22 protein-coding genes and 1 tRNA gene are annotated in these 23,633 nt (G+C 63.2%); 15 read left to right on the forward strand and 8 right to left on the reverse strand.

Features of this window, described 5'->3' with window-relative positions; genetic code table 11:
* Window positions 1-104: 104 nt before the first annotated feature.
* Complete coding sequence (gene mutL, locus HG250_RS10330; RefSeq protein ID WP_170005245.1) at window positions 105-1,958, reverse strand: DNA mismatch repair endonuclease MutL; 1,854 nt, start codon at window positions 1,956-1,958, stop codon at window positions 105-107.
* 191 nt (window positions 1,959-2,149) lie between these two features.
* On the opposite strand from mutL, the gene HG250_RS10335 reads away from it, so the two are divergent.
* The 6 genes from HG250_RS10335 (at window position 2,150) to HG250_RS10360 (ending at window position 8,171) form a co-directional block, all read left to right on the forward strand.
* Entirely contained in the window at window positions 2,150-3,193 is a 1,044-nt protein-coding gene (locus HG250_RS10335) for a rod shape-determining protein (RefSeq protein ID WP_170005246.1), read from the forward strand.
* A gap of 12 nt (window positions 3,194-3,205) precedes the next feature.
* Window positions 3,206-4,168, forward strand: a complete 963-nt coding sequence (locus HG250_RS10340) for a rod shape-determining protein MreC (protein WP_170005247.1) — start codon at window positions 3,206-3,208, stop codon at window positions 4,166-4,168.
* Complete coding sequence (gene mreD / locus HG250_RS10345) at window positions 4,165-4,722, forward strand: rod shape-determining protein MreD (RefSeq protein WP_170005248.1); 558 nt, start codon at window positions 4,165-4,167, stop codon at window positions 4,720-4,722. Before HG250_RS10340 ends, mreD begins: the two co-directional genes overlap by 4 nt.
* The gene (mrdA, locus tag HG250_RS10350) at window positions 4,719-6,866 is read left to right on the forward strand and encodes a penicillin-binding protein 2 (RefSeq protein ID WP_170005249.1); all 2,148 of its coding nucleotides are present in this window, start codon (window positions 4,719-4,721) and stop codon (window positions 6,864-6,866) included. The genes mreD and mrdA overlap by 4 nt, the downstream gene beginning before the upstream one ends.
* Complete coding sequence (rodA, locus tag HG250_RS10355; protein ID WP_170005250.1) at window positions 6,863-7,981, forward strand: rod shape-determining protein RodA; 1,119 nt, start codon at window positions 6,863-6,865, stop codon at window positions 7,979-7,981. The genes mrdA and rodA overlap by 4 nt, the downstream gene beginning before the upstream one ends.
* Before the next feature lie 114 nt (window positions 7,982-8,095).
* Window positions 8,096-8,171 (forward strand) — tRNA-Lys (locus HG250_RS10360).
* Between the two features lie 142 nt (window positions 8,172-8,313).
* Here the strand turns inward: HG250_RS10360 and bla are convergent.
* Together bla and HG250_RS10370 are read right to left on the reverse strand one after the other, a co-directional pair.
* A complete protein-coding gene (gene bla, locus HG250_RS10365; protein ID WP_170005251.1) occupies window positions 8,314-9,537 on the reverse strand; it encodes a class A beta-lactamase in 1,224 nt (407 codons plus the stop codon).
* 172 nt (window positions 9,538-9,709) lie between these two features.
* On the reverse strand, window positions 9,710-10,705 hold the full coding sequence (locus tag HG250_RS10370; protein ID WP_170005252.1) for an SDR family oxidoreductase: 996 nt from the start codon (window positions 10,703-10,705) through the stop codon (window positions 9,710-9,712).
* A 211-nt stretch (window positions 10,706-10,916) separates the two neighbouring features.
* Between HG250_RS10370 and ribH the strand changes: the two genes are divergently transcribed.
* Window positions 10,917-11,339: a 6,7-dimethyl-8-ribityllumazine synthase gene (gene ribH, locus HG250_RS10375; protein WP_170005253.1), complete on the forward strand. Its 423-nt coding sequence runs from the start codon at window positions 10,917-10,919 to the stop codon at window positions 11,337-11,339.
* Window positions 11,340-11,382: 43 nt separating this feature from the next.
* Window positions 11,383-11,703, forward strand: a complete 321-nt coding sequence (locus tag HG250_RS10380) for a hypothetical protein (protein ID WP_170005254.1) — start codon at window positions 11,383-11,385, stop codon at window positions 11,701-11,703.
* A 28-nt stretch (window positions 11,704-11,731) separates the two neighbouring features.
* Here the strand turns inward: HG250_RS10380 and eno are convergent, their stop codons facing one another.
* On the reverse strand, window positions 11,732-13,015 hold the full coding sequence (eno, locus tag HG250_RS10385) for a phosphopyruvate hydratase (protein ID WP_170005255.1): 1,284 nt from the start codon (window positions 13,013-13,015) through the stop codon (window positions 11,732-11,734).
* A gap of 142 nt (window positions 13,016-13,157) precedes the next feature.
* Here eno and HG250_RS10390 point away from each other — a divergent pair, with 142 nt between their 5' ends.
* From HG250_RS10390 to HG250_RS10410, 5 genes are all read left to right on the forward strand, one after another.
* Complete coding sequence (locus tag HG250_RS10390) at window positions 13,158-13,859, forward strand: hypothetical protein (protein WP_205763606.1); 702 nt, start codon at window positions 13,158-13,160, stop codon at window positions 13,857-13,859.
* A 29-nt stretch (window positions 13,860-13,888) separates the two neighbouring features.
* Window positions 13,889-14,296: a phage holin family protein gene (locus tag HG250_RS10395; protein WP_170005256.1), complete on the forward strand. Its 408-nt coding sequence runs from the start codon at window positions 13,889-13,891 to the stop codon at window positions 14,294-14,296.
* Window positions 14,293-14,649 (forward strand): hypothetical protein, encoded by a 357-nt coding sequence (locus tag HG250_RS10400; RefSeq protein ID WP_170005257.1) that lies wholly within the window; start codon window positions 14,293-14,295, stop codon window positions 14,647-14,649. The genes HG250_RS10395 and HG250_RS10400 overlap by 4 nt, the downstream gene beginning before the upstream one ends.
* Before the next feature lie 55 nt (window positions 14,650-14,704).
* Window positions 14,705-15,172: a hypothetical protein gene (locus HG250_RS10405; RefSeq protein WP_170005258.1), complete on the forward strand. Its 468-nt coding sequence runs from the start codon at window positions 14,705-14,707 to the stop codon at window positions 15,170-15,172.
* Between the two features lie 137 nt (window positions 15,173-15,309).
* Window positions 15,310-15,540, forward strand: coding sequence for a DUF4170 domain-containing protein (locus HG250_RS10410; protein WP_170005333.1), 231 nt, complete (start codon window positions 15,310-15,312; stop codon window positions 15,538-15,540).
* A gap of 74 nt (window positions 15,541-15,614) precedes the next feature.
* Here the strand turns inward: HG250_RS10410 and greA are convergent, their stop codons facing one another.
* From greA to carA, 4 genes are all read right to left on the reverse strand, one after another.
* A complete protein-coding gene (gene greA / locus HG250_RS10415) occupies window positions 15,615-16,082 on the reverse strand; it encodes a transcription elongation factor GreA (RefSeq protein ID WP_170005259.1) in 468 nt (155 codons plus the stop codon).
* Between the two features lie 111 nt (window positions 16,083-16,193).
* A complete protein-coding gene (gene carB / locus HG250_RS10420) occupies window positions 16,194-19,532 on the reverse strand; it encodes a carbamoyl-phosphate synthase large subunit (protein WP_170005260.1) in 3,339 nt (1,112 codons plus the stop codon).
* A gap of 1 nt (window position 19,533) precedes the next feature.
* Window positions 19,534-19,785 carry a hypothetical protein gene (locus tag HG250_RS10425; protein ID WP_170005261.1) on the reverse strand — a complete coding sequence of 84 codons (252 nt, stop codon included), beginning with the start codon at window positions 19,783-19,785 and terminating at the stop codon, window positions 19,534-19,536.
* A gap of 11 nt (window positions 19,786-19,796) precedes the next feature.
* Complete coding sequence (gene carA, locus HG250_RS10430) at window positions 19,797-20,984, reverse strand: glutamine-hydrolyzing carbamoyl-phosphate synthase small subunit (RefSeq protein ID WP_170005262.1); 1,188 nt, start codon at window positions 20,982-20,984, stop codon at window positions 19,797-19,799.
* A 189-nt stretch (window positions 20,985-21,173) separates the two neighbouring features.
* Here carA and HG250_RS10435 point away from each other — a divergent pair, with 189 nt between their 5' ends.
* Complete coding sequence (locus tag HG250_RS10435; RefSeq protein WP_170005263.1) at window positions 21,174-21,626, forward strand: GatB/YqeY domain-containing protein; 453 nt, start codon at window positions 21,174-21,176, stop codon at window positions 21,624-21,626.
* Between the two features lie 91 nt (window positions 21,627-21,717).
* Complete coding sequence (dnaG, locus tag HG250_RS10440) at window positions 21,718-23,628, forward strand: DNA primase (protein WP_170005264.1); 1,911 nt, start codon at window positions 21,718-21,720, stop codon at window positions 23,626-23,628.
* Window positions 23,629-23,633 lie beyond the last annotated feature (5 nt).

Raw genomic sequence — 23,633 nt, forward strand, 5'->3', positions numbered from 1 at the left:
GCTGATTGGTGGACATCTGCAATGGGGTCGTAAGCCGAACGTCCGTTTGCAAGTTCAAATATGCCAGTATCTGCCGTTCCAAACTCTGCCCCAACATCGGTGCGTCAGTGACGCCCGAACAGCTTCTCCACATCGTCCATCGACAGCTTGACCCAGGTGGGCCGGCCGTGATTGCATTGGCCGGAGCGCGGGGTGCGTTCCATTTCGCGCAGGAGGGCGTTCATCTCCTCGGTCCGCAGCACCCGCCCTGCCCTGACCGATCCGTGACAGGCCATGGTGGCGAGCACGAGATCGAGTTTTTCGCCGAGCAGCAATGCCTCGCCATGTTTCGCCAGGTCGTCGGCAATGTCGCCCAGCAATTTCGCCGGGTCCGATCCGCCGAGCGCATGGGGCACGCTGCGGACGAGCATGGCGCACGGGCCGAACCTCTCGATGGCGAGGCCCATCTCCGCCAGCTTTTCGGCCGCGTCCTCCAGCCGGTCGCAGGCCGGTTCGTCCATCTCCACGACCTCGGGCATCAGCAGCGCCTGGGCACGGGCCACCGAAGCCCCTGACCCCGCGGCGCGCAAGCGTTCCAGCACCAGCCGCTCATGCGCCGCGTGCTGATCGACAAGGACGAGCCCGTCCGCAGCTTCTGCGACGATATAGGTGTTCGCCACCTGCCCGCGCGCTATGCCGAGGGGAAAGTCACCCGCATTCGCCGGCGCGGCCGCACTCTCGGCAACGCGCCCCTGCAACGGAGCCGCCACGGGATCGGCCTCCCCTCGCCACCCTTGCGCGGATTCCCCGACGATGTTCCGATCGGCACCGGGCGGGTCGCGGAACAGCGATGTCGTCCCGGCATAGGCTTTGGCATGAGCGTCAGGCAATCCTGCCCCGCCCGCAGGTTCCGTCTGCCAGCGGCCCATCGCTCCCTTGTCCGGCGACTGAGCGCTGCGCCGGTCTCCTGTCGACAGCGCGGACCGCAGGCCCGACACGATGAAGCCGCGCACGTTCTGCGCATCGCGGAAGCGCACCTCGGTCTTCGCCGGGTGGACATTCACATCCACATCCTCGGGCGGAAGGTCCAGAAACAGTGCCAGGACCGCGTGGCGATCGCGTGCCAGCATGTCGGAATAGGCGCCGCGCACCGCGCCGGTCAGCAGGCGGTCCTTCACCGGGCGGCCATTGACGAACAGATATTGCTGGTCAGCAATCCCGCGATTGAAGGTGGGCAAGCCTGCGATCCCGGTCAGGCGCATCGTGCCGGTTCCTGCCGGGCGTTCGAGCGCGATGGAAACGCCATTGTCCTCCAATTCGCGCGCGATAGTTGCGGACACGCGGTGTGCCAGGCTGTCGCCCTCCGCCACGGCCAGAGTTCGGCGGCCGCCATGGTCGAGGGTGAAGGCGATGTCGGGCCGCGCCATGGCAAGCCGCCGCACCACGTCGAGCACCGCTGCATATTCGCTGCGGGCGGTGCGCAGGAATTTTCGCCGCGCAGGCACCTTGGCGAACAGGCTTTCCACTCGCACGCGGGTACCCGGCGGCAATGCGGCAGGTTCGTCGGCGATCGTGCTGCCGTGGTCTGTCACCATGCGCCAGCCAGCCTCCCCCCCTTGCGGGCGGCTTTCAAGCGTGAGCCGCGACACGCTGGCGATGGACGGCAGCGCCTCGCCCCGGAAGCCCAGGGTGGTGACCTGTTCCAGCGCGCCATGCTCGCCGATCAGGCTTTCCGGCAGTTTGGAGGTCGCATGGCGTTGCAGCGCCATCGCCATCTCGGCCCGGTCCATGCCGCAACCATCGTCCGTCACCTCGAAACGGGACAGCCCGCCGTCCACCAGACTGATCGCAATGCGCTTCGCGCCCGAATCGATGGCATTTTCCACCACTTCCTTCAGGGCAGACGCCGGGCGCTCCACCACCTCGCCCGCGGCGATGCGGTTGACGAGATCCTCTGGCAGTCGGCGAATTTCCGGCATCGCGCCGCTTGTAGCGACGAGCCGCCGGCAATTCGAGGCAGACAGTGAAATAATCCTCCACAGCCCCGAATAATTTTTAGCCTTTTAGGGGATGATTGGCTAAGGACGGGGCCACTCCCAGTCACAAACGGGCTGTCACGGCTGCAGGAAACTGCGCTGCCGGCCCGAAACAGCACGGAAATTCGGCACCAATGGGCTTTTTCTCGAATCTTCTGAAATTCGGCTCGCAGAACATGGCGATCGACCTCGGTACGGCGAATACTCTGGTCTATGTGCAGGATCAGGGCATCATCCTCAACGAACCCTCCGTGGTCGCTATCGAAACGCTGAACGGCATCAAGCGGGTCAAGGCCGTGGGCGACGATGCCAAGATGATGATGGGCAAGACCCCCGATTCGATCGAGGCGATCCGCCCCCTGCGCGATGGCGTGATCGCCGATATCGAGATCGCGGAAGAGATGATCAAGCATTTCATCCGCAAGGTGCATGGCAAGAAGAGCCTGTTCCGCTACCCCGAAATCGTGATCTGCGTGCCTTCGGGATCGACTTCGGTCGAACGCCGCGCGATCCGCGATGCGGCGAGCAATGCGGGTGCCAGCCAGGTCTTCCTGATCCTGGAGCCCATGGCGGCCGCGATCGGCGCGGACATGCCGGTGACCGAGCCGGTCGGTTCGATGGTGGTGGACATCGGCGGCGGCACGACCGAAGTCGCCGTGCTGTCGCTGCGGGGCCTCGCCTATACGACATCGGTACGCACCGGCGGCGACAAGATGGACGAAACGATCGTGTCCTATGTCCGTCGCCATCACAATCTGCTGATCGGTGAAAGCACGGCCGAACGGATCAAGAAGAGCTACGGCGTCGCGACGATGCCCGAAGACGGTGTCGGTGAAACCATCACCATCAAGGGCCGCGACCTCGTCAACGGTGTGCCCAAGGAAATCACCATCAACCAGGGTCATGTTGCCGAAGCCCTGGCCGAACCCATCGGTGCCATCGTCGAAGGCGTTCGCATCGCGCTGGAAAACACCGCCCCCGAACTCGCCGCCGACATCGTCGATCAGGGCATCGTGCTCACCGGCGGCGGCGCGCTGATTTCCGGGCTGGACGTGCATCTGCGCGAGGAAACCGGCCTTCCCGTCAGCATCGCGGAAGATCCGCTGTCCTGCGTTGCGCTGGGCACCGGGCGCGCGATGGAAGATCCGATCTATCGCGGCGTGTTGATGACAGCTTAAGGGGAAAATCGGATGGCGCCGCCTTCCTCACGGCGCTCGGGGCATTCGCGCAGGGCGCAGTTCAGTCAGTTCACCGGCTATGTCGTCGCAGGCATCGGCGCGCTTGTCGGTGCCGTGCTGCTGGGTCTGTCGCTGTGGCAACCCACCCTGTTCGGCGGATTGCGCGGAGCGGCCAGCGACGTGACCGTGCCCGTGGCGCAGGCGAATGGCGCGGCCCGTGCCGAATCACTGGGGTTCATCGAGAGCGTTCAGGGCTATCTCCGCGCCGGCAGGCAGAACGCCGCGCTGAAGGAGGAGATGGAGCTTGCCCGCATCCGCCTTGCCGAAGCGGCGGCGGTGAAGCAGGAAAACCGCCGCCTCAAGGGACTTCTCCGCTTACAGGAAGACGAGGTTCGTCCAGTGGCCGTGGCGCGCCTCGTCGCCTCCACCGCTGCCAGCACGCGGCGCTTCGCCTATCTGGCGGCAGGGTCGAATGACGGCGTGAGGGTGGGCATGCCCGTGCGGTCTCCGCGCGGGGTGGTCGGGCGCGTCCTCGAAGTGGCGCGCAATTCCTCGCGCGTGCTGCTGCTGACCGACAGCGAAAGCGTGCTGCCGGTGCGCCGCGCGCAGGATGAAACGGTCGCCTTCGCCGAAGGGCGCGGCGACGGACGGTTGCGCATTCGCCTGATCAACCTCGGCATCAATCCCCTGAAAGTCGGGGATGTCTTCGTGACAAGCGGCGCTGGCGGATATTACCGCCCCGGCATCGCCGTCGCGGTATTGAGCCAGAAGACCGAGGATGGCGGCATCGCGCGCATCATCAGCGACCCTGCGGCGTCCGATTTCGTGTCGGTCGAACCGATCTGGCAACCGGCTGCAGCGATCGGGGCGAATACCGCACCCGATGAAGCATTCGGCGAAGACGGGTCGGCTCAGGTGGAGCCGGCAGAAAGCACGGCGGAACCGGCCGGGTCCGCCGAGGTTCAGACCGAATGATCGACCGCCTCAATCCCCGGTCCCGGCGCGACCGGTATGGCAGCCGGATCAATCGCGATCATTCGCCGCTGCTTGCCTATTCAATTCCCTGGCTCACGATCCTGTTCGGGTCGCTGCTGCCGCTGATCCCGATTGCCTCTGCCATTCCGCTCGTCCCGCCGACGGGACTGCTGTTTCTCGTTGCCTGGCGCCTTGTCCGGCCCGGATTGCTGCCGATGTGGGCGGGGTTTCCGCTGGGGCTTTTCGACGATCTGTTCAGCGGCCAGCCTTTCGGCAGTGCGATCTTTCTCTGGTCTGTCGTGATGCTCGCCATCGAAGGGGTGGAAACCCGCTTTCCCTGGCGCAGTTTCTACCAGGACTGGCTCGTCGCCACTCTGCTGGTGGGTGCCTATCTGGTGTTCGCGGCGATTTTCAGCGGGGCGGATATCGAGCTGTCGGTCGCCATCGTGCTGATTCCGCAATATGTCCTCTCCATCCTGGTCTTTCCGCTGGTCGCCAGGATCGTCGCCAGACTGGATAGGTTCAGGCTGTGGCGTGTACGGTCGGTGCGATGATTTTCGGAAAGCGCGGCAGGGAAGTAGTTTCCTCATCCATTCTGCAGAACCGGTTCGACCGGCGAACCTTTGCCCTCGGCGCTGTCCAGGGCGGGTTCGCCTTGCTGCTGGCCGGGCGCATGAGCTATATCGCCATTGCCGAGAACAAGAAATACGAGCTGGAATCCGAAAGCAACCGCGTCAATCTGAGCCTGATTCCGCCGCGCCGCGGATGGATCCTCGACCGGAACAATGCGCCCCTCGCCTCCAACCGGGCCGATTTTCGCGTCGACGTCATCCCCGAACGCATGGACGACCCGGAAGGCACGATAGATCAGCTGGCCGAACTTCTCGCGCTCGACCCGGCGCGGGTCGCCGATGTCAAATCGAAGCTGGCCGAGGCGCGCAATTTTCAGCCGGTAGAGGTTGCAAGCGGCCTCGATTACGATCAGTTCGCCGCCATCAGCGTGCGCTTGCCCGATTTTCCGGGCGTGGTTCCGCAGCGCGGCTTCTCCCGCTATTATCCCACCGGCCCCGCAGTCGGCCATCTGATCGGATATGTCGGCGCCGCCTCGGCCGAGGAATTCGAGGAGGACGGCAACCCGATCCTCATCACGCCGGGATACAAGATCGGTAAGGACGGACTGGAAAAGCAGTTCGAGCAGCGCCTGCGAGGCGTTCCGGGGGCGCGCCGGGTCGAGGTGACCGCATCAGGGCGGATCGTCCGCGATCTTGCAACCAGGGAAGACATTCAGGGCAACCCGGTCCGCACGACCATCGACGGCCCGTTGCAGGATTACGCCGCCCGCCGCCTGGGGCTCGAATCCGGGTCCGTGGTAGTGATGGATTGCAGGACGGGCGACCTGCTCTGCATGTCCTCCATGCCGAGCTTCGACCCCAATAGCTTTTCCGACGGCATCGGCAGCGTCGAATATTCGATGCTGCGCGAGGACGAACGCGTGCCACTGCGGAACAAGGTGCTCAAAGGGCTGTATCCTCCGGGTTCCACGGTCAAGCCGATGGTGTCCATGGCGTTTCTGGAAGCCGGGCTGGATCCTGCCGCGACCGTCTTCTGCGGTGGCGGCCTGCGGGTCGGCAACCGAGTCTTCCGCTGCTGGAAACGCGGCGGCCACGGCACCGTCGACATGGCCAAGGGCATCTACCAGAGCTGCGATGTCTACTTCTATCATTTCGCCCAGCAGCTCGGCATGGATGTCATCGCGCCGATGGCCAAGCGCTGCGGCATGGGGCAGGAATTCCCCCTGCCCGTCACCAGCCAGTTCTACGGCACCGTGCCCGATCCCGAATGGAAAATGCGGAAGTACGAGCGGGAGTGGCAGCCCTTCGACACCGTGAATGCGACAATCGGGCAGGGTTACATGCTGGCCAGTCCGCTCCAGCTCGCCGTGATGTCCGCGCGCCTAGCGACCGGGGCCAAGCTGATGCCGCGCCTCATCATCAATCCGAACGACCCGTCCCCGGCATCGATGAATTTCAGTCAGGACCATGTCCGCACGATCCAGAACGCCATGTCCGACGTGGTCAACGGACCTGGCACGGCCGGGCGGGCGCGCATTCCGATCGAGGGCGTGAACATGGCTGGCAAGACCGGAACCGCGCAGGTCGTCAGCCTCAGCCGCAGCGACGGCAAGACGGGCAATTGGAAATATCGCGACCACGGATTGTTCATCTTCTTCGCGCCGTTCAACAATCCGCGTTATGCAGGTGCCGTGGTCATCGAACATGGCGGCGGTTCCGGTGCCGCCTATCCGATCGCGCGTGACGTCATGACGTTCATGTTCGACCCGCAGAAGGGCCTCGACGCACTTACCGAACTTGAAAAGGGCTGGGGCGGCACCGCGCAGCAGCGGCTGAACTCCAAATATGCAGCCTATGCGGCAGCGGCAGGTGAAAGCGTCGAGCCCGTGCCGCGCCGCGAGGCGGATATCTTCGCCCGTGTCGATGCGGAAGCGCGCGCGGCTGCCGAACGGCCATCCGCCCTGGCGGACCGGCCAACCACGCCGCGCCCCGAACCCGGGGACGAGGAAGGTTCGGCCGGCCCGCCGCCCGGTACGATCGCCGCACCGGCACCGGCTCCAGCACGGGTTCCAGCACCGGCGCAAGCTCCGGCAGCGGGTGCAAGGCCGGCGGCGGCGACGCCATGAGTTCGGTAGTTCCGGCACCCATTGCGCGGCAGCCATGGTCGATGCTGTTCCCGCTGATCACGCTCATCGCCTTCGGAGCGGCTGTCCTCTATTCGGCGGCGGGCGGCAGCATGCAGCCTTATGCCCAGTCGCATCTGGTCCGTTTCGCCTTGTTCCTGGTGATGGCGGCGATCATGACCCGCTTTTCGCGGCAATGGGTGAAATTTCTTGCCTATCCGATTTACGGCATCGTGCTGCTGCTGCTCGTTGCGGTGGAGGCGATCGGCGCGATCGGCGGGGGCAGCCAGCGCTGGCTCAATCTCGGATTTATTGTCCTGCAGCCATCGGAACTGATGAAGCCCGCCATCGTGCTGGCGCTCGCACGTTTCTACGACACGCTTCCGCCCGGCATGACCGGTTCGTGGCGCGCGATCGTGCCCGCCGGTGTCCTGCTGTTTGCGCCGGTCTGCCTGGTGTTGCTGCAACCCGATCTCGGCACGTCGCTGGCGCTTATCTTCGGGGGCGCGATCGTGATGTTCCTGGCCGGTCTGCCCCTGCGCTGGTTCGTCATCGGCGCACTCGGGGCCGCCATCGCGGCGCCGCTCGCCTTCTTCTTCGGGCTGCAGGAATATCAGCAGCGCAGAGTTTTCACCTTCCTCGACCCCGAAAGCGATCCGCTGGGGTCGGGCTATCATATCACCCAATCGAAGATCGCCATCGGGTCCGGTGGCCTTTTCGGCAAGGGTTTCAACGAAGGGTCGCAAAGCCATCTCAACTACCTTCCCGAACCCCATACCGATTTCGTCTTCGCGACCATGGCGGAGGAATGGGGCCTGATCGGCGGGCTGGTGGTGATCGGCATCTTCGTCCTGATCCTGGGATGGGGCCTGAGGGTGGCGCGCCAGTCCAGCGATCGCTTCGCATCGCTGCTGGCTGCCGGCATGGTCGCCACGATCTTCTTCTACGTCGTCATCAACCTGATGATGGTGATGGGCCTTGCCCCTGTCGTCGGCATCCCCCTGCCCTTCATGAGTCATGGCGGATCGTCCATGCTCACCAACATGCTCTGTATCGGTGCGCTGATGATGGTGAACAGCTGGAACCGCAGCCGCCGCGCACGCTCATTCTCCGCCTGAGGTGAAAAAACATGGCGCGGCCTCTTTCAATGTGCAGGCACCGCGTTATATGCAGCGCCTGCCCGGCGACGGGCACGATTCGCCCTTTCGCTGCAAGGCACACGGCAATCTCGTGGACGCATAGCTCAGTTGGTAGAGCAGCTGACTCTTAATCAGCGGGTCCTTGGTTCGAACCCAAGTGCGTCCACCATTTTTCTGGCAAGATCGGCAATGTAACCGGCGGGGACGCGCTTGCGTGTCGTCGGCGCAGCGAGGTCGCCATCGCATCGGTATAGTCGTATTGGTGCACCTCCACGGTGGGAATCGTGGTTCGGCCACACCGCCCGTGCCTCTCAAGCGCCTTTTTGGCGGGCCGCGCGCCGGTCATAGGCGATCACTGCCTTTACCGTGTTCTGCATCAGCTGCATCCTTGCGGGAATGGGCTGGCTGGTCCGGCCGATCGTGACCGCGACGGAATAGTACCTGCCACCCGGCGATGTCACTACGCCGATATCGTTGTAGCCGGCCTGCACGCCTTTGAAGACCTGGCCCGTGCCGGTCTTGTGGGCGATGGACCAGCCGGGTGCGAGGCCGCCTTTCAGACGCCTGGGGCCGCTCTTCGTCCTGCTCAGGATCGCCAGCAGCTTGGCGGTGGAGGCGGGCGAGAGAAGTTCGCCCTCCTGCAATCTGGCGAGGGCATTCGCGATCCCGACCGGAGTCGCTCCATCGACCGGATTGTCGAGATAATCTCGAAACGCCTGCTCACGCCTCTTCGCCGGCACCTCTGCCCTAGCCTCGTGAAAGCCGGATTCGAGCGAGTAGTCCTGATCCCACTCCAGTCCCGCGATGCCGCTTTGCAACTTCCGCTCTCCCGGGCCGAACCGGATGCCGCCGATCTTCTTCTCCGCGAGAATTCTGCGTACGGTATCCGGCCCACCGATCCGTCGCAGCAGAAAATCATTGGCCGTGTTGTCGCTCCGCATGATGGCTCTCTCCAGCAGATCGTCGAGAGTGGTCGTGTAGCCGTCGCGACGCAGGACGAGGGTTCTGACCGGCTGATAGAACAGCGTGAGATCATCCTTGTCCAGGGTTACCTCCGCCGACAGGTCAAGCTTGCCCCTGTCGACCAGTTCGAGCGCCGCGATCGCTACCCACAGCTTGCTGACGCTCTGTTGCGGGAAGAATTCGTCACCCCGATGTTCCGCGGTCCAGCCGCGCGCCACATCGCGAACGGCAATCCCGACCTCCCCCTCGAATGCCTGCGCCAGACGCTCGAGATCGCTTGCCAGCCGCAATTCGGCTTTACTTTCTGCCGGAGGGGACGAGGGGATCGGAACGCGGGCCAGCGCCTCGGCCGGTGTGAGCTTCTGCTCAGCCCGTCCACCGTCCGCCTCTGCCCCGCTCTCGATCATCCGCGTCTCCTTGTCGTCCTCGGCAGCGCATGCGGGCAGCAGCAGCGCCATCGCCAGGGCTGCCATGACAGGCGTATTGATCTGCACGGTCCGCTTGCCACGTGTGGCATATCGCTTGATCCGCCCCGATCCTGCGGCCGAGGATCGGAGAAAGGAAAACATCATACGGGCAGTCTTTTAGGTAGTCTTTCCGGCGCGTTCGAAGCGATCAATGTTCTTCCCTTCTTCGTGCAACTCGTGCAATTTTGCGTGCCGATATGGGATCGGCGAGGTTCATCGCGCGATCCCCAAGACGGCATTCTCCGCTTTCGCAACTTCTGCGCGCGTGGCGGGTTATCTAACCTCGCCGTTTCAGCAGGCCTGCCGCTCCGGCAGCGACAGCCAGCAGGCCAATGGCCGTAGCGGCGGGATTCAGCCGCATCGTTGTGTAGAGACTCGTGCTTCGCATAAAGGTGCCCTGATCACCGTAGATGGCACCGTCGGCACCGGTCTCGTGGAATCCGCCCTTGCTCCTGCGCTTCCGCTTGTCCCGCAGGGCCGTCGCGAAGAACGCCTTTTCGAAGAGGTGATCCGCAAAATTGGGCGCGACATTGGCGAGCAGGGTCATCGCCCGGCCACCGCCACCGACGATCATGTCGCGCACGGGATTTTCGGCCGCGTTGCAGACGGCCTTCGCAACGATCTCCGGATCGTAGACAGGTGGCGGAACCTGCGCCCGATCGTCGGTTTCGTTCAGCGCATGCTTGCTGAAAGGAGTGTTGATGCCGCTGGGCTGGATCAGCGTCACCGATACCGGCGCGTCGTCATGCATCAGTTCGAGCCGCAGCGAATCGATATAACCCTTCACTGCATATTTGCTGGCCGTATAGGAGGACAGGAGCGGCGCGGGCATCTGCGACGATATCGAGCCCATGGTGATGAGGGCACCGCCGCGCTTCTTCAATTGCGGCAGGGCTTCTGTCGCGCAATGGACCACACCCCAGTAATTTGTTTCGAAAACCTGCCGGTGATCCTCATCCGCAAGGTCCTCCAGCTTCGCATAGACACCCACGCCGGCATTGCTGACCCAGGTGTCGAAACCGCCGTGCCGGTCAATTATAGTGGCGACCGCTGCGCGCACCTGCTCGCGCGAGGCGACATCGGCGACGACGTGATCACACCTGCCACCAGATGCACGGATCTTCGCCGCAGCCTTTTCCAACGCGTCTTCACCGCGCGCGATGATGACGACATTGGCCCCGCTGCGCGCTGCACGTTCTGCCGTTGCGAGGCCGATTCCCGACGAACCGCCGGTGATGACGATCGTCTGTTCGTTCAGGGGCTTGAGCTGCATTTCTCGACTCCGGCAAAATTCGTTCGTTAATTCGTCTGCTATGCGATTCGAAAGATTGGCTTGTCCGTTCGTTCCGAGATTCTTCTTCGTGATCGGCGCTGGAAGCCATGGTGGAGAAGATGGTTTCGGCACCGCGCTGCAATCGCTTCTTGATGACACGCGCAATTCGTCTAGCGCTGCACGATCCCAATCACCGCTCCGGGAGCGATACATGGCCAAGTTCCTTATCGTGGAAGCTCGCTTCTACGAACATCTCAATGATATGCTGATCACAGGCGCAAGAAACGCCCTGGAAGCAGCAGGGCACGAGGCGGAGGTGCTGACCGTTCCGGGGGCGCTCGAATTGCCGGGCGCAATATCGCTGGCAGCGGATAGTGCGGATTATGCCGGCTTCGTCGCGATCGGCGTGGTAATCCGCGGCGAAACCTATCATTTCGAGATCGTCGCCGGAGAAAGCGCGCGCGGCCTCATGGCGCTGTCCATGGACGGAATTGCCATCGGGAACGGCATTCTGACGGTGGAGAACGAGGCGCAGGCGCTGGAACGGGCGGACCCTGCTAGAAAGAACAAGGGCGGCGAGGCTGCCGAGGCTGCGCTCGCCCTGTTGAAGCTGCAGAACCGCTTCTCCAGATGATGATCGGCCTCGGTAATCTGCGGCTAGGGACGGGACTCAGCCGATGAACGGACCGCTCGAATGGTCCGCTGCCATCGGCACCATGATAGCCGCAGGCCTTATCGCCGCCGATCTCGGCCGGCGCGCCACCGGTTGGGGCTTCGTCCTGTTCAGTGTCGTGGCGATTATGTGGATCGTCTCCGGCCTGACCGGCGATGCCATGCCGATTGCCGCGATGAACGGCATCCTCCTGCTGATCAATCTGTGGGGCGTGTGGCAATATCTCCTCAGCCCCAAGAACCGCCGGGTGATGGAACGCATGGAGAAGATCGAGCACGAGGTCGAAGAGGAGGTCGAGGAAGAAATGGAGGAGGAGAACCGCTGAGGCTCCCCGCCCCCGGGCAAAAGCGCCTTCAGGAAAGACGGCCAAAGCATTCGCGGCCGGCAAAGCGGGCGCTGCCGCCAAGCTCCTCCTCGATCCGGATCAGCTGATTATATTTCGCCAGCCGGTCCGAGCGTGCCAGCGAACCGGTCTTGATCTGCCCGCAATTGGTCGCGACCGCCAGATCGGCGATGGTGGCATCCTCGGTCTCGCCGGAGCGATGGCTCATCACGGCGGTGTAGCCCGCCCGGTGAGCGATATCGACAGCCTGCATCGTTTCGGAAAGCGATCCGATCTGGTTGACCTTCACCAGCAGGGAATTGGCGAGACCATCCGCGATGCCCTGCCGCAGCCGCTGCGGATTGGTCACGAACAGATCGTCTCCCACCAGTTGCACCCGGTCGCCGATCCTGTCCGTCAGGGCCTTCCAGCCCGCGAAATCGTCTTCCGCCATACCGTCCTCGATGGAACGGATCGGGTAATCGTCGCAGAGCTTCGCCAGGTATTCGGCCATTTCCTGCCCGTCCAGCGACAGCTTCTCGCCTGAAATCTCGTATTTGCCGCTGCGATAGAATTCGGTCGCCGCGCAGTCGAGCGCCAGCACGACATCCTCGCCCGGCTTGAAGCCCGCCTGCTCGACCGACCGCATGATGAAATCCAGCGCATCGCGGGTGGAGGCGATGTCGGGCGCGAAACCACCCTCGTCGCCGACGGAGGTGGCGAGGCCCTTCTGTGTCAGGCCCTTCTTCAGCGTATGGAAGATCTCCGCGCCCCAGCGTACGGCCTCGGCAAGGCTGTCGGCTCCTACCGGCATGACCATGAATTCCTGGATATCGATCGGATTGTCGGCATGTTCGCCGCCATTGATGATGTTCATCATCGGCACGGGCAGCAGATGCGCTCCCACCCCGCCGATATAGGAATAGAGCGGCAGGCCGCGGGCGGCGGCGGCGGCTTTCGCGACAGCGAGGCTGGTGCCCAGGATCGCATTCGCGCCGAGGCGGCTCTTATTGTCGGTTCCGTCGAGCGCGATCATGACGCCGTCAATGTCGCGCTGGTCTTCCGCATCGAGGCCGAGCAGGTGCTCCGCGATCTCGCCATTCACCGCATCCACCGCCTTCAACACGCCCTTTCCGAGGTAACGCGCAGCATCGCCATCGCGAAGTTCCACCGCCTCATGCGCGCCGGTGGAGGCGCCGGAGGGCACTGCGGCGCGACCGAAGCTGCCATCGTCGAGCAGGATGTCCACCTCGACCGTGGGATTACCTCGGCTATCGAGAATTTCGCGCGCGTGGATATCGATAATGGCGGTCATGGCAGGCTCCGTTTGCTGTAAACGCGGTTCGAAGCGGATCAGCACCGCATCGTCTGCGTCGCGTCCTATAAGTCGGAACAATGCCGCGCAAGTTGCGTTGCCATTTTGAAACCCCGGTCTTTTGATCGTCGCTTCTCGGCGGATGACAGAACGGGATGATCTTACGAAACGCATCAGGGCAAAGGAAAAGACCATGGCAGAAGCCGGCACACCCCCGCTTACCACAGAAAAGAGCAGCACCCGCAAGACGACGGCGCTGAACAACGCGACCGCGACCCATCCGGGCGGTTCGACGCGAAACGCCGCTGACACGGCGACCAACACCTCTACGATAGTGGACGACAATGCCGGAACATCGGGCACGGACGGCCGCAACGAAGCCCGGACGCGCTTCAATTCGGCGCTGAACGAAGCGAAGGCCGGCGCTGCTGCGCTGCGTTCCGAGGCCGGTCATCGCGCCGACGATTACAAGACGCGGGCCCGCGGCAAGGGTGACGATCTTCGCGCCGAAGCCAAGGCCTACACCGATCAGGCGAAGAACCGCGCTGGCGAATATGCCGTGGAGGGCAAGGCCAAGGTCAGCGGCGGCATCGCGTCGCTCGCGCGCCTGGTCGACGAGAATGCTTCCACGCTGGACGAGAAGATGGGCGCGCAATATGGCGACTATGCCCGCACCGCATCGCGCAGCCTGCAGGACACGGCCGACAGTCTCGACAACAAGAGCATCGAGGAACTGGGCGAAGATGTCCGCGAATTCGTTCGCAAGAGCCCCGGAACGGCCATCGGGATCGCAGCCGTAACCGGTTTCATGCTGTCGCGAATCTTCAGCACCGGTCGCCGCTGATCCCTTCACCCTTCAGAAGGGAAGACTGAATGCTCGAAGAAAGTGTGCGGACCGATCCCACGATTGAAGCCGAAGTGGCGGAGCCTCACGAGGACCCGTATGCCGGCGGATCGCTGAAGGATGACATCACCGCTCTTTATGAGGATGGCAAGACTTACGCAGAGGCCGAACTCGCCTATCAGAAGACACGCGCCCGCTTTACCCTGGAAAAGGGCAAGAAGGGCGCAACTTTCCTGGGAGGGGCGCTCGCGTTCCTCCATCTGGCGGGGATTGCCCTGGTGGTCGGCCTGATCATCGCATTGACACCGCTGATCACGGCGTGGGGCGCAACCGCTCTCGTCGTCGCACTTCTCGTCATCGGCGCATTGATCCTCGGCAACATGGCCAGGAAGAAATTCGCGGCCATGTCCTCTGCCTATAAGGAGGGCGACCGATGAGCGGATCAGTGATGGATATCGACAATCAGCTTCGCCAGGACCGGGCGATCCGCGATGGAGCGAAGGCCGTGTTCATGCAGGATTACCGCCATCTGCGGGAAGATCTTGCAGAGAAAGGCGTAGGGTCGCGCTTGTTCGACCGGGCGGCGATCGGGGCGAGTGATGTGTTCGACGAAGCCGTCGAGGTCGCCGACAACAATCGCGGCGTGCTGTATGCCCTGCTGGCAGCTGTCGGCCTGTGGTTTGCCCGCAATCCGATACTCTCGATCTTCTCCGGCGACGATGACGACGATTGGGATGACGATGATTGGGATGACGATGAATGGGACGAAGATGATGATCGTCACTATTGAGCGCGGCTGGCCCGAAACACCATTTTAGAAACATCGTAGGCGAAGATTTTCCGACATGAATCAGACACAAGAAGAAAAACGCGAAGAACTGCGACAAAAGATCGAGGCCAGCGAGGCCCGCAACGCGGAGCGCGGGATTGGTGACTATGCAGCCGACATTCGCGACGGCACGGTCAATTTTGCAAAAGATCACCCGATTGCGGCAGTTGCAGGCGGCCTCGCCCTTGGTGTCATCATTGCGTCACTGATCCCCGGCCCCGGTCGGCGAATGCGGCGCAGGGCGACATCGAAGGCGTCTTCGCTTGCAAGCACATTGAGCGAGCTTGGCATCGCCTATGCCACCGGAATCTTCGATACGGCAGGCGATTTGGCTGAGGATATCGGGGACGGGATCAGCGACAAGGCGCGCCAGTTGAACCGGGAAGCGCATTACCGCGCCGGGAACACTGGCGATGCAGCGCGTAGTCTCTCTCGTCAGGCCAGCAAGAAGGCGGACCGCACCTTGCGCGATCTGCGCCGCTGAAACCTGCGGTTCGGCAATCGCGATTTTCGGCGCGGCGGGCTTGGCCTGCCGCGCCGAAGTCGTTAGTGGAACGCATAATCTTCATCAATCCGGAACGGCAGCGGCTGATCATGCCGACGCTGCACAAAGGTTCAGACATGGCCGAAACAGAGAGCAAGCAATTACTGCACCTGGTAATGGGCGGCAGGGTCAAGGATCCCCGCACGCTCGAATTTCAGGACCCCGAAAGCATCCATGTGGTGGGTGTCTACAGCAATTTCGAATCCGCCGAAGAAGCATGGCGCGGCAATGCGCAGCGCACCGTCGACGACGCCGAAATGAAATATGTCATCGTACATCTTCACAAGCTGCTCGACCCTGAAGCCTGAGCAGCTTCAGGATTGGAATGTCTGACGAAAAAACCCCAAACCGGGGGGTTTCTCATGTCAGTTTTGGACAAGTTTCAGATGAATTCTATTTTCTTCACCAGGTAGAACTTGTCACCGGAAGGTACGGTGACTTCGACTTCCTCATCCACCTTCTTGCCGATCAGGGCGCGGGCCATGGGTGAGCTGTAGGAGATACGGCCGCTGTTCGCATCAGCCTCGGTCTGCCCGACAATCTGGTATTTCACCGGCTTGTCATCTTCATCGAGCAGCGTGACGGTCGCCCCGAAAATGACCCGGTCGCCGGACAGGCTCTTCGGATCGATGATCTGCGCCCGCGACACCTTGTCCTCGATGTCGGAAATCTGGGCTTCAACCTGGCCCTGCCGTTCCTTCGCCGCATGATATTCCGCATTTTCGGAAAGATCCCCATGCGCGCGGGCTTCCTCGATCGCGTCGACGATCCTGGGCCGTTCGGCACGCAAGACCTTCAGATCGCTGGTCAGGCGCTCGTACCCTTCGGCGAGCATCGGGACCTTTTCCATGACACGTTCCAATCAGTTTCGCTCGCATCCGAACAGATCGCCCCTCCTGCCGTTCCATGATGTGGAACGGCGCCTGGAGGATGGAGAATGTGCGAAAGCAGCGCGGTTGTTTCAGCTATGATAGTCCTGCAACGGCTTCACTTCAAGCTGGCTGACCCTGACCGAGGCGATCGCCCGGCTGGCCGCCAAGGATGCTGCGGCCGTGGTGTAGGACGGGATCTTCATCTGCAATGCCGTGGCGCGGATCGATTTCGAATCGATCAGGCTCTGCCATCCCTCCGTCGTATTGAAGACGAGGTCCACTCCGCCGTCGATCATCCGGTCGACGATATGCGGCTGCCCCTGGGCAACCTTATTGATCCGTTCGACCGTCAGCCCCTGTTGGGCAAGATATCCGCCGGTTCCGTCGGTCGCGAGCACCGAGAACCCCTGCTCGATCAGGCTGCGCACTGCCGGGACGATGGCCTGCCGGTCGCTTTCCTTCACCGAAACGAAGGCCGTGCCGCTTTCGGGCAGCGTGACTCCCGCTCCCAGTTGCGACTTGAAGAAAGCGGCGGGAAAATCGCTGTCGATCCCCATGACCTCGCCCGTCGATTTCATCTCCGGCGAAAGGACCGGGTCCGCACCGGGGAAACGGGCGAAGGGAAACACCGCTTCCTTCACCGCCATGTAATCGAATTTTCGCCGGATCGGCGGGAATGCGGACAGCATTTCGCCCGCCATGATCCGCGCGGCGATCTTGGCGATCGGCTGTCCGGTTGCCTTGGCGACGAAGGGCACGGTACGGCTCGCGCGCGGATTGACCTCGATCAGATAGACCAGCTCGTTCCCATTCTCGTCCGCCTTGATCGCGAACTGGATGTTCATCAGCCCGCGAACGCCGAGTGCCAGCGCCAGTTTCCGGGCCTGACCCTCCATTTCGGCGATCACCGCATCCGACAGGCTGTAGGGCGGCAGGGTGCAGGCGCTGTCGCCGGAATGGACGCCGGCTTCCTCGATATGCTGCATCACGCCGGCGATGACGACATCGGTTCCATCGCACAGCGCGTCGACATCGCATTCGACCGCATCGCGCAGATATTGGTCGATCAGGACGGGCGAATCGCCCGAGACATTCACCGCCGTCGCTATGTAGTCGTCAAGCTGCGCCTCGCTGTCCACGATCTCCATCGCGCGGCCGCCCAGCACATAGGAGGGGCGCAGCAGGACCGGATAGCCGATGCCCCGCGCAACGGCGGCGGCCTCGTCACGGCTGCGGGCGATGCCGTTGTCGGGCTGCCGCAGCCCCAGCTTTCCGACCAGCTTGGCGAAGCGTTCCCGGTCTTCGGCAAGGTCGATGGCGTCGGGGCTGGTGCCCAGGATCGGGATGCCTTCGTCTTCCAGCGCCTGCGCCAGTTTTAACGGCGTCTGCCCGCCGAACTGCACGATCACGCCGACGAGTTCGCCATTCTGCTGCTCCACGCGCAGGATCTCGAGCACGTCTTCCGCCGTCAGCGGTTCGAAATAGAGCCGGTCGGACGTGTCGTAATCGGTGGAGACGGTTTCCGGGTTGCAATTCACCATGATGGTCTCGAACCCGGCTTCATCGAGCGCGAAACAGGCATGGCAGCAGCAATAGTCGAATTCGATGCCCTGCCCGATCCGGTTCGGCCCGCCGCCCAGGATCACCACCTTGCGGCGGTCGCTGGGCCAGGCCTCGTTCTCCGGTTCGCCGAAGCTGGGCGCTTCATAGGTCGAATACATATAGGGCGTGATCGCCTCGAATTCGGCGGCGCAGCTGTCGATGCGCTTGAACACGGGATGGACGCCCAGCTTCTCGCGCAATTTGCGGACCTCGGCCTCCGAAGTCGCCCCGGCCATCGCGCGCAGCGTATCATGCAGCAGACCGCTGCGCCGGGCCTGCGTTTCCGCCATGCCGCCCGCAACGCCCACGCTGCGCACGGCAAGGGTGGCAAGCCGCTTGTCGGAAAAGCCCATCGCCTTCAGACGCCGCATTTCCGCGGCATCGCGCGGCAGGCCCGTGTGGCCGAGCATCCGTTCTTCATAGATGATGGCTTCGATCTGGCGCAGGAACCAGGCGTCATATCCGGTGATCGGCTGGATTTCCTCGACGCTCAGCCCCTCGCGGAATGCCTGGGCGACATTCAGCAGCCGGTCGGGGGTGCGGCGCGACAGGGCGGCGGTGATGACGTCCCTGCTCGTGCCTTCGAGCTCCACGACGCGGTTGAAGCCGTCCAGGCCGGTTTCCAGTCCGCGCAGGGCCTTCTGCATGCTTTCGGCGAAGCTGCGGCCGATGGCCATGACTTCACCCACCGATTTCATCGCGGTGGACAGATCGTCTTTCGCGCCCTTGAACTTTTCGAAGGCGAAACGCGGGATCTTGGTGACGACATAGTCGATGGTCGGTTCGAAACTGGCCGGGGTTGCGCCGGTAATCTCGTTGGTGATCTCGTCCAGCGTGTAACCGACTGCCAGCTTCGCCGCGACGCGCGCGATGGGGAAGCCGGTCGCCTTGGATGCCAGCGCGCTGGAGCGCGACACGCGCGGGTTCATCTCGATCACGATCAGCCGCCCATCGGCTGGATTCACGGCGAACTGTACGTTGGAACCGCCTGTTTCGACACCGATTTCCCGCAGCACGGCGATGCTGGCCGAGCGCATGATCTGATATTCCTTGTCGGTCAGCGTCAGGGCCGGGGCAACGGTGATGGAATCACCGGTATGCACGCCCATCGGGTCGACATTCTCGATGGCGCAGACGATGATGCAATTGTCGGCGCGGTCGCGCACGACTTCCATTTCGAACTCTTTCCAGCCGAGGAGCGATTCCTCGATCAGCACCTCGTTGGTCGGGCTGGCGTCGATGCCTTCGCGGGTGATGCGTTCGAATTCGGCCTTGTTATAGGCGATGCCGCCGCCGGTTCCGCCAAGGGTGAAGCTGGGGCGGATGATGGCCGGAAGGCCGGTGCGTTCGAGCACCTTGAAGGCTTCGTCGACCGAATAGGCCACGCCGCTGCGCGCGCTTTCCAGCCCGATGCTGTCCATCGCCTCGCGGAAGCGCTGGCGATTCTCCGCCTTGTCGATGGCGTCGGCCTTCGCGCCGATCATCTCGACGCCGTATTTTTCCAGCGTGCCGTCATTCGCCAGTGCAAGCGCACAGTTCAGCGCCGTCTGTCCGCCCATGGTGGGCAGCACCGCATCGGGGCGCTCCTTGGCGATGATCTTGGCGACGATTTCGGGCGTGATCGGCTCGACATAGGTCGCATCCGCCATTTCCGGATCGGTCATGATCGTGGCAGGATTGGAATTGACGAGGATGACGCGATAGCCCTCCTCCTTCAAGGCCTTGATCGCCTGCGTGCCGGAATAGTCGAACTCGCAGGCCTGGCCGATGATGATCGGGCCAGCGCCAATGACGAGGATCGAGGAGATGTCAGTGCGTTTGGGCACGCTATTGGGCTCCGTCCGTAACTGTTTTATCAAAAAATTCTGCGCGAACACCGAACTCGTCTAAACGAGCACGAACGCAATCGATATCGTCATTCAAGACGTCGTCGTCTGGTGACCAATACCAAGCAGGGTTGCCGCCTTTGTCGATCCGGACATCGGCATCGTGAATGCCGCATGCCTTCAGAGAGGTCGAAATTTGCTCTATCGACGCGGGTTGCTCGGAACATGCTGAGAGCAATACGATGGAAGCCATCAACCCGAGCCTCACCCCAACATTCCCACGAACTTATCAAACAGGTAAAAGCTATCCTGCGGCCCCGGACTTGCCTCCGGGTGATACTGCACCCCGAATGCCTTCTTGCCGCTGATCGCGATGCCGCAGTTCGAGCCGTCGAACAGGCTCACATGGGTCTGCTCCACGCCCTCCGGCAGCGTATCGCCATCGACCGCGAAGCCGTGGTTCATGCTGGTGATCTCCACGAGGCCTTCGGTGTCGCCCCAGCTTTCGCCCACGCGCTGGACCGGGTGGTTGGCGCCGCGGTGGCCCTGGTGCATCTTCTTCGTCTTCGCGCCTGCCGCCAGAGCGAGCAATTGATGGCCGAGGCAGATGCCGAAGATCGGCATGTTGCGATCCAGCAATTCGCGGATGACCGGCACCGCCCGTTCGCCAGTGGCGGCAGGGTCGCCGGGGCCGTTGGAGAGGAACACGCCCGCAGGTTCATGCGCCATGATGTCTTCCACGCTCGCGCTGGCCGGAACAACCGTCACGCGGGCGCCGGCGCGCACCAGATTGCGGAAGATGTTGTCCTTCGATCCGTAATCCACCGCGACCACATGCGGCCTGTCGCCAGCGCCCTGCGCCGCGCTGCCGTAACCTTCACCCAGCGTCCATTCGCCGCCTTCCCAGCCTTCGGCCTTCTCGCGGCTGACCCGGCTGGCGAGGTCCATGCCTTCCAGTCCGGCCCAATCGGCAGCCTGCCGCTTCAACTCGCGCAAATCGAAACGGCCGTGCGGATCATGCGCGATCACCGCGTTCTGCGCGCCCGACAGCCGGATGCGGCGGGTCAGCGCGCGGGTGTCCACGCCCGACAGGCCGATGCGCCCTTCCGCCGCCATCCAGCTGACGAACTGGTCGCTGGCGCGAAAACTGGAATGCGGCGTCACTTCCTCGCGCACGATGCAGCCCACGGCGCTTTCCACCCGGCTTTCGCGGTCTTCCTCATTCGCGCCGACATTGCCGATGTGAGGGAAGGTAAAATTGACGATCTGCGCGGCGTAGCTGGGATCGGTCATCACTTCCTGATAGCCGGTCATCGCCGTGTTGAAGCAGAGTTCGCCCACGGCGGAGCCGGAAGCGCCGAAGCCCTTGCCCCAGACGGCGGTGCCGTCGGCCAGAACGAGGACTCCTGTCGCACCCGCAGGTTGCGCAAGAGTTGTGGCGGGGTCGGCCATGGGGGCGCTCCGTTTGCGAAAAATACCGGCGATGTTGCTAAGCCGCAGCGGCTAGGCTGCGCCGCCCCTTCCGTCAAGCGCGCATCTGTCCACACCCGTTCAGGATGGCGATTTTGCGCCGCAGCTATGGCGAGTGCGGGGGCATCTTGTATAGGGTCGCCAGATTATCCGCTTCCCGAGGAACTGAAGATGCTGCGCGAGAATGTTCAGAAAGAAACCATCGCGGCCATGAAGGCCGGCAACAAGCCGCGCACGGCGGCCCTGCGGCTGATCGGTGCCAAGATCAAGGACCGCGATATCGAGAACCGCACGGCCAAGAGCGTGCCCGATGACGACGATATGGTGACCGAGGTGCTTCAGAAAATGGCCAAGCAGCGCCGCGAATCGATCCAGATGTACGAGGATGGCGGGCGCACCGAACTGGCCGATCAGGAAAAGGCAGAGCTTGCCGTGATCACGGAATTCCTGCCGCAGATGATGGATGAAGGCGAAATGCGCGCCGCCATCGCGCAGGTAAAGGCGGATATCGGTGCCGAATCGGTGAAGGACATGGGCAAGGTGATGGCCGAATTGAAAAGCCGCCACGGCGCTACTCTGGACATGTCGGAGGCCAGCGGGTTCGTGAAGGACAGCTTCCAGTAAGCGCCGTCTGCCGTATCCAGAGGCAGTCTTGGCCGAATAACCCGCGCCGGCGCACTGGCGGGCGCGGCGAAGAAGCTGTAAGGCGAGCCGCATGGCGCTATCCCCACAATGGCTGGACGAATTGCGCGCGCGCATCTCGCTCTCCAGCCTGATCGGGCGTACGGTCAGGCTGCAGAAGGCAGGTCACGAACATAAGGCCTGCTGCCCGTTTCACGACGAGAAATCGCCGAGCTTCACCGTCAGCGACCAGAAGGGCTTCTATCACTGCTTCGGCTGCGGCGCGCATGGCGATGCGATCCGCTGGATGACGGACCAGCGCGGCCTGCCCTTCATCGACGCGGTGAAGGAACTGGCGAGCGAGGCCGGCCTGGAGATGCCCGCCCCCGATCCGCAAGCCATGCAGGCCGCCGAGCGACGGGCGGGGCTGCATGACGTCACGCAGGCGGCGCAGGAATGGTTCGCGGCGCAATTGCAGTCCGATGCCGGGAGCGCGGCGCGCGAATATCTGGCCGGGCGCGGCTTCGATGCCCATACCGCTGCTCGTTTCGGCTTCGGCTATGCTCCGGCTGACAGGCAGGCGTTGCAGCAGGCGCTGGGACAATTCGATGAGAAGGAACTGATCGAAGCGGGGTTGCGCGTCGCAGTGGAAGGCAAGCCGCCCTACGACCGCTTCCGCGACCGTCTGATGCTGCCGATCCAGGACCAGCGCGGCCGTGTGATCGGCTTCGGCGGGCGCATCCTGCAATCCGGCAGCGATGCTCCGAAATATCTGAACTCGCCGGACACCCCGCTGTTCGACAAGGGGCGGAGCCTCTACAATCTGCACCGCGCCGGCCCGGCATCGCGGCAGACCGGGCGGATGATCGTGGTCGAAGGCTATATGGACGTGGTCGCCCTCGCCGCCGCCGGTATCGAGGATGCCGTCGCGCCGATGGGCACCGCCGTAACGGAACAGCAGATCGAACTGCTGTGGCGGCAGGTTCCTCGCCCCATCCTGTGTTTCGATGGCGATGCCGCGGGCCAGCGGGCTGCGATGCGGGCGGCCACACGCGCCCTGCCCATGCTCCGCCCCTCTCATTCGCTGTCTATCGTAACGCTGCCGGCGGGCAAGGATCCCGATGATCTGCTGAAGGAGAAAGGCCGGGCGGCGCTGGAAGATTTACTCGCCGCGCCTGCCAGCCTGCTCGACATGCTGTGGCAGCATGAACGAGACGCGCAGCCGCTCCATTCGCCCGAGGACAAGGCGGGGCTGAAGGCGCGGCTTCTGGCGCATGTGGAAGCGATTGGCGATACAGATATTGCCGCACTTTACAGGCGGGAACTGCTCGAACGTTTCTCCGCCTTCGCCTTTCCGCCGCGCGAACGCAGACCGTGGGTGAAGAATAGCAGTGCCGCGCCGTTTCAGCGGGGCGTGTTCCGCAAAGCGCCCGATCCCGTCCTTTCTCCGGAAGCTTCGCAGCGTCTGCGGCGCATGAGCGAAGGCGGCAGCCGCGACGGACTGGCAGCCGCCGTGATCGCGGGATTAATGCGCCACCCTGCCGAAGTCATGCGCCATGCCGACGCACTTTCGCGTTACGCCGCCAGCGATGCGCGCATCGCACCTGTGGTAGATTCCCTGCTCGATGCCGCAGAAGCGCTTGAACCGGGGCGCACATCGCCCATATCGGACGGTGAAAGCCAGGCTGCGCCGCCTGAAGACACCCGTTTTTCCTTCCTCGTGGAAGGAACCGAACCTCAGGTCGCGCGCGAAGATCTGGCTGAAGCCGTGTCGCTGCTGGTGGAGCGGCCCGCGCTGGAGGCGGCCCTTGCGGCTGCAACTGCGCGGTTCGAGACTGATCCGGAAGGCGCTTTCGCCGAGCAGCAGCGCCTGCTCAAACGAAAGCTGGCTTTCGAAAAGCGACTCGGGCAGATGGCAAGCAACCGGGCCGCCCGCGTGGCCCAAGACAATTCAGAACCCGTTCCGGCGCAAGGCGATGCGTTGACGGGCCAGGTAACGGACTGACAACA

The sequence above is a fragment of the Pseudopontixanthobacter vadosimaris genome, from assembly GCF_012979275.1.
Classification (GTDB): Bacteria; Pseudomonadota; Alphaproteobacteria; order Sphingomonadales; family Sphingomonadaceae; genus Pseudopontixanthobacter; species Pseudopontixanthobacter vadosimaris.

What these genes read in the sequence shown, in the direction of transcription:
- mreD (WP_170005248.1), top strand. Translation starts at nt 4,165, where the DNA reads ATGATCGACCGCCTCAATCCCCGGTCCCGGCGCGACCGGTATGGCAGC.
- HG250_RS10335 (WP_170005246.1), top strand. Translation starts at nt 2,150, where the DNA reads ATGGGCTTTTTCTCGAATCTTCTGAAATTCGGCTCGCAGAACATGGCG.
- HG250_RS10400 (WP_170005257.1), top strand. Translation starts at nt 14,293, where the DNA reads ATGAGCGGATCAGTGATGGATATCGACAATCAGCTTCGCCAGGACCGG.
- mrdA (WP_170005249.1), top strand. Translation starts at nt 4,719, where the DNA reads ATGATTTTCGGAAAGCGCGGCAGGGAAGTAGTTTCCTCATCCATTCTG.
- HG250_RS10410 (WP_170005333.1), top strand. Translation starts at nt 15,310, where the DNA reads ATGGCCGAAACAGAGAGCAAGCAATTACTGCACCTGGTAATGGGCGGC.
- dnaG (WP_170005264.1), top strand. Translation starts at nt 21,718, where the DNA reads ATGGCGCTATCCCCACAATGGCTGGACGAATTGCGCGCGCGCATCTCG.
- HG250_RS10425 (WP_170005261.1), bottom strand. Translation starts at nt 19,785, where the DNA reads ATGGCTTCCATCGTATTGCTCTCAGCATGTTCCGAGCAACCCGCGTCG.
- HG250_RS10435 (WP_170005263.1), top strand. Translation starts at nt 21,174, where the DNA reads ATGCTGCGCGAGAATGTTCAGAAAGAAACCATCGCGGCCATGAAGGCC.
- eno (WP_170005255.1), bottom strand. Translation starts at nt 13,015, where the DNA reads ATGACCGCCATTATCGATATCCACGCGCGCGAAATTCTCGATAGCCGA.
- rodA (WP_170005250.1), top strand. Translation starts at nt 6,863, where the DNA reads ATGAGTTCGGTAGTTCCGGCACCCATTGCGCGGCAGCCATGGTCGATG.
- bla (WP_170005251.1), bottom strand. Translation starts at nt 9,537, where the DNA reads ATGATGTTTTCCTTTCTCCGATCCTCGGCCGCAGGATCGGGGCGGATC.
- carA (WP_170005262.1), bottom strand. Translation starts at nt 20,984, where the DNA reads ATGGCCGACCCCGCCACAACTCTTGCGCAACCTGCGGGTGCGACAGGA.
- HG250_RS10380 (WP_170005254.1), top strand. Translation starts at nt 11,383, where the DNA reads ATGAACGGACCGCTCGAATGGTCCGCTGCCATCGGCACCATGATAGCC.
- HG250_RS10340 (WP_170005247.1), top strand. Translation starts at nt 3,206, where the DNA reads ATGGCGCCGCCTTCCTCACGGCGCTCGGGGCATTCGCGCAGGGCGCAG.
- HG250_RS10405 (WP_170005258.1), top strand. Translation starts at nt 14,705, where the DNA reads ATGAATCAGACACAAGAAGAAAAACGCGAAGAACTGCGACAAAAGATC.
- HG250_RS10370 (WP_170005252.1), bottom strand. Translation starts at nt 10,705, where the DNA reads ATGCAGCTCAAGCCCCTGAACGAACAGACGATCGTCATCACCGGCGGT.
- HG250_RS10390 (WP_205763606.1), top strand. Translation starts at nt 13,158, where the DNA reads ATGACAGAACGGGATGATCTTACGAAACGCATCAGGGCAAAGGAAAAG.
- HG250_RS10395 (WP_170005256.1), top strand. Translation starts at nt 13,889, where the DNA reads ATGCTCGAAGAAAGTGTGCGGACCGATCCCACGATTGAAGCCGAAGTG.
- ribH (WP_170005253.1), top strand. Translation starts at nt 10,917, where the DNA reads ATGGCCAAGTTCCTTATCGTGGAAGCTCGCTTCTACGAACATCTCAAT.
- mutL (WP_170005245.1), bottom strand. Translation starts at nt 1,958, where the DNA reads ATGCCGGAAATTCGCCGACTGCCAGAGGATCTCGTCAACCGCATCGCC.
- greA (WP_170005259.1), bottom strand. Translation starts at nt 16,082, where the DNA reads ATGGAAAAGGTCCCGATGCTCGCCGAAGGGTACGAGCGCCTGACCAGC.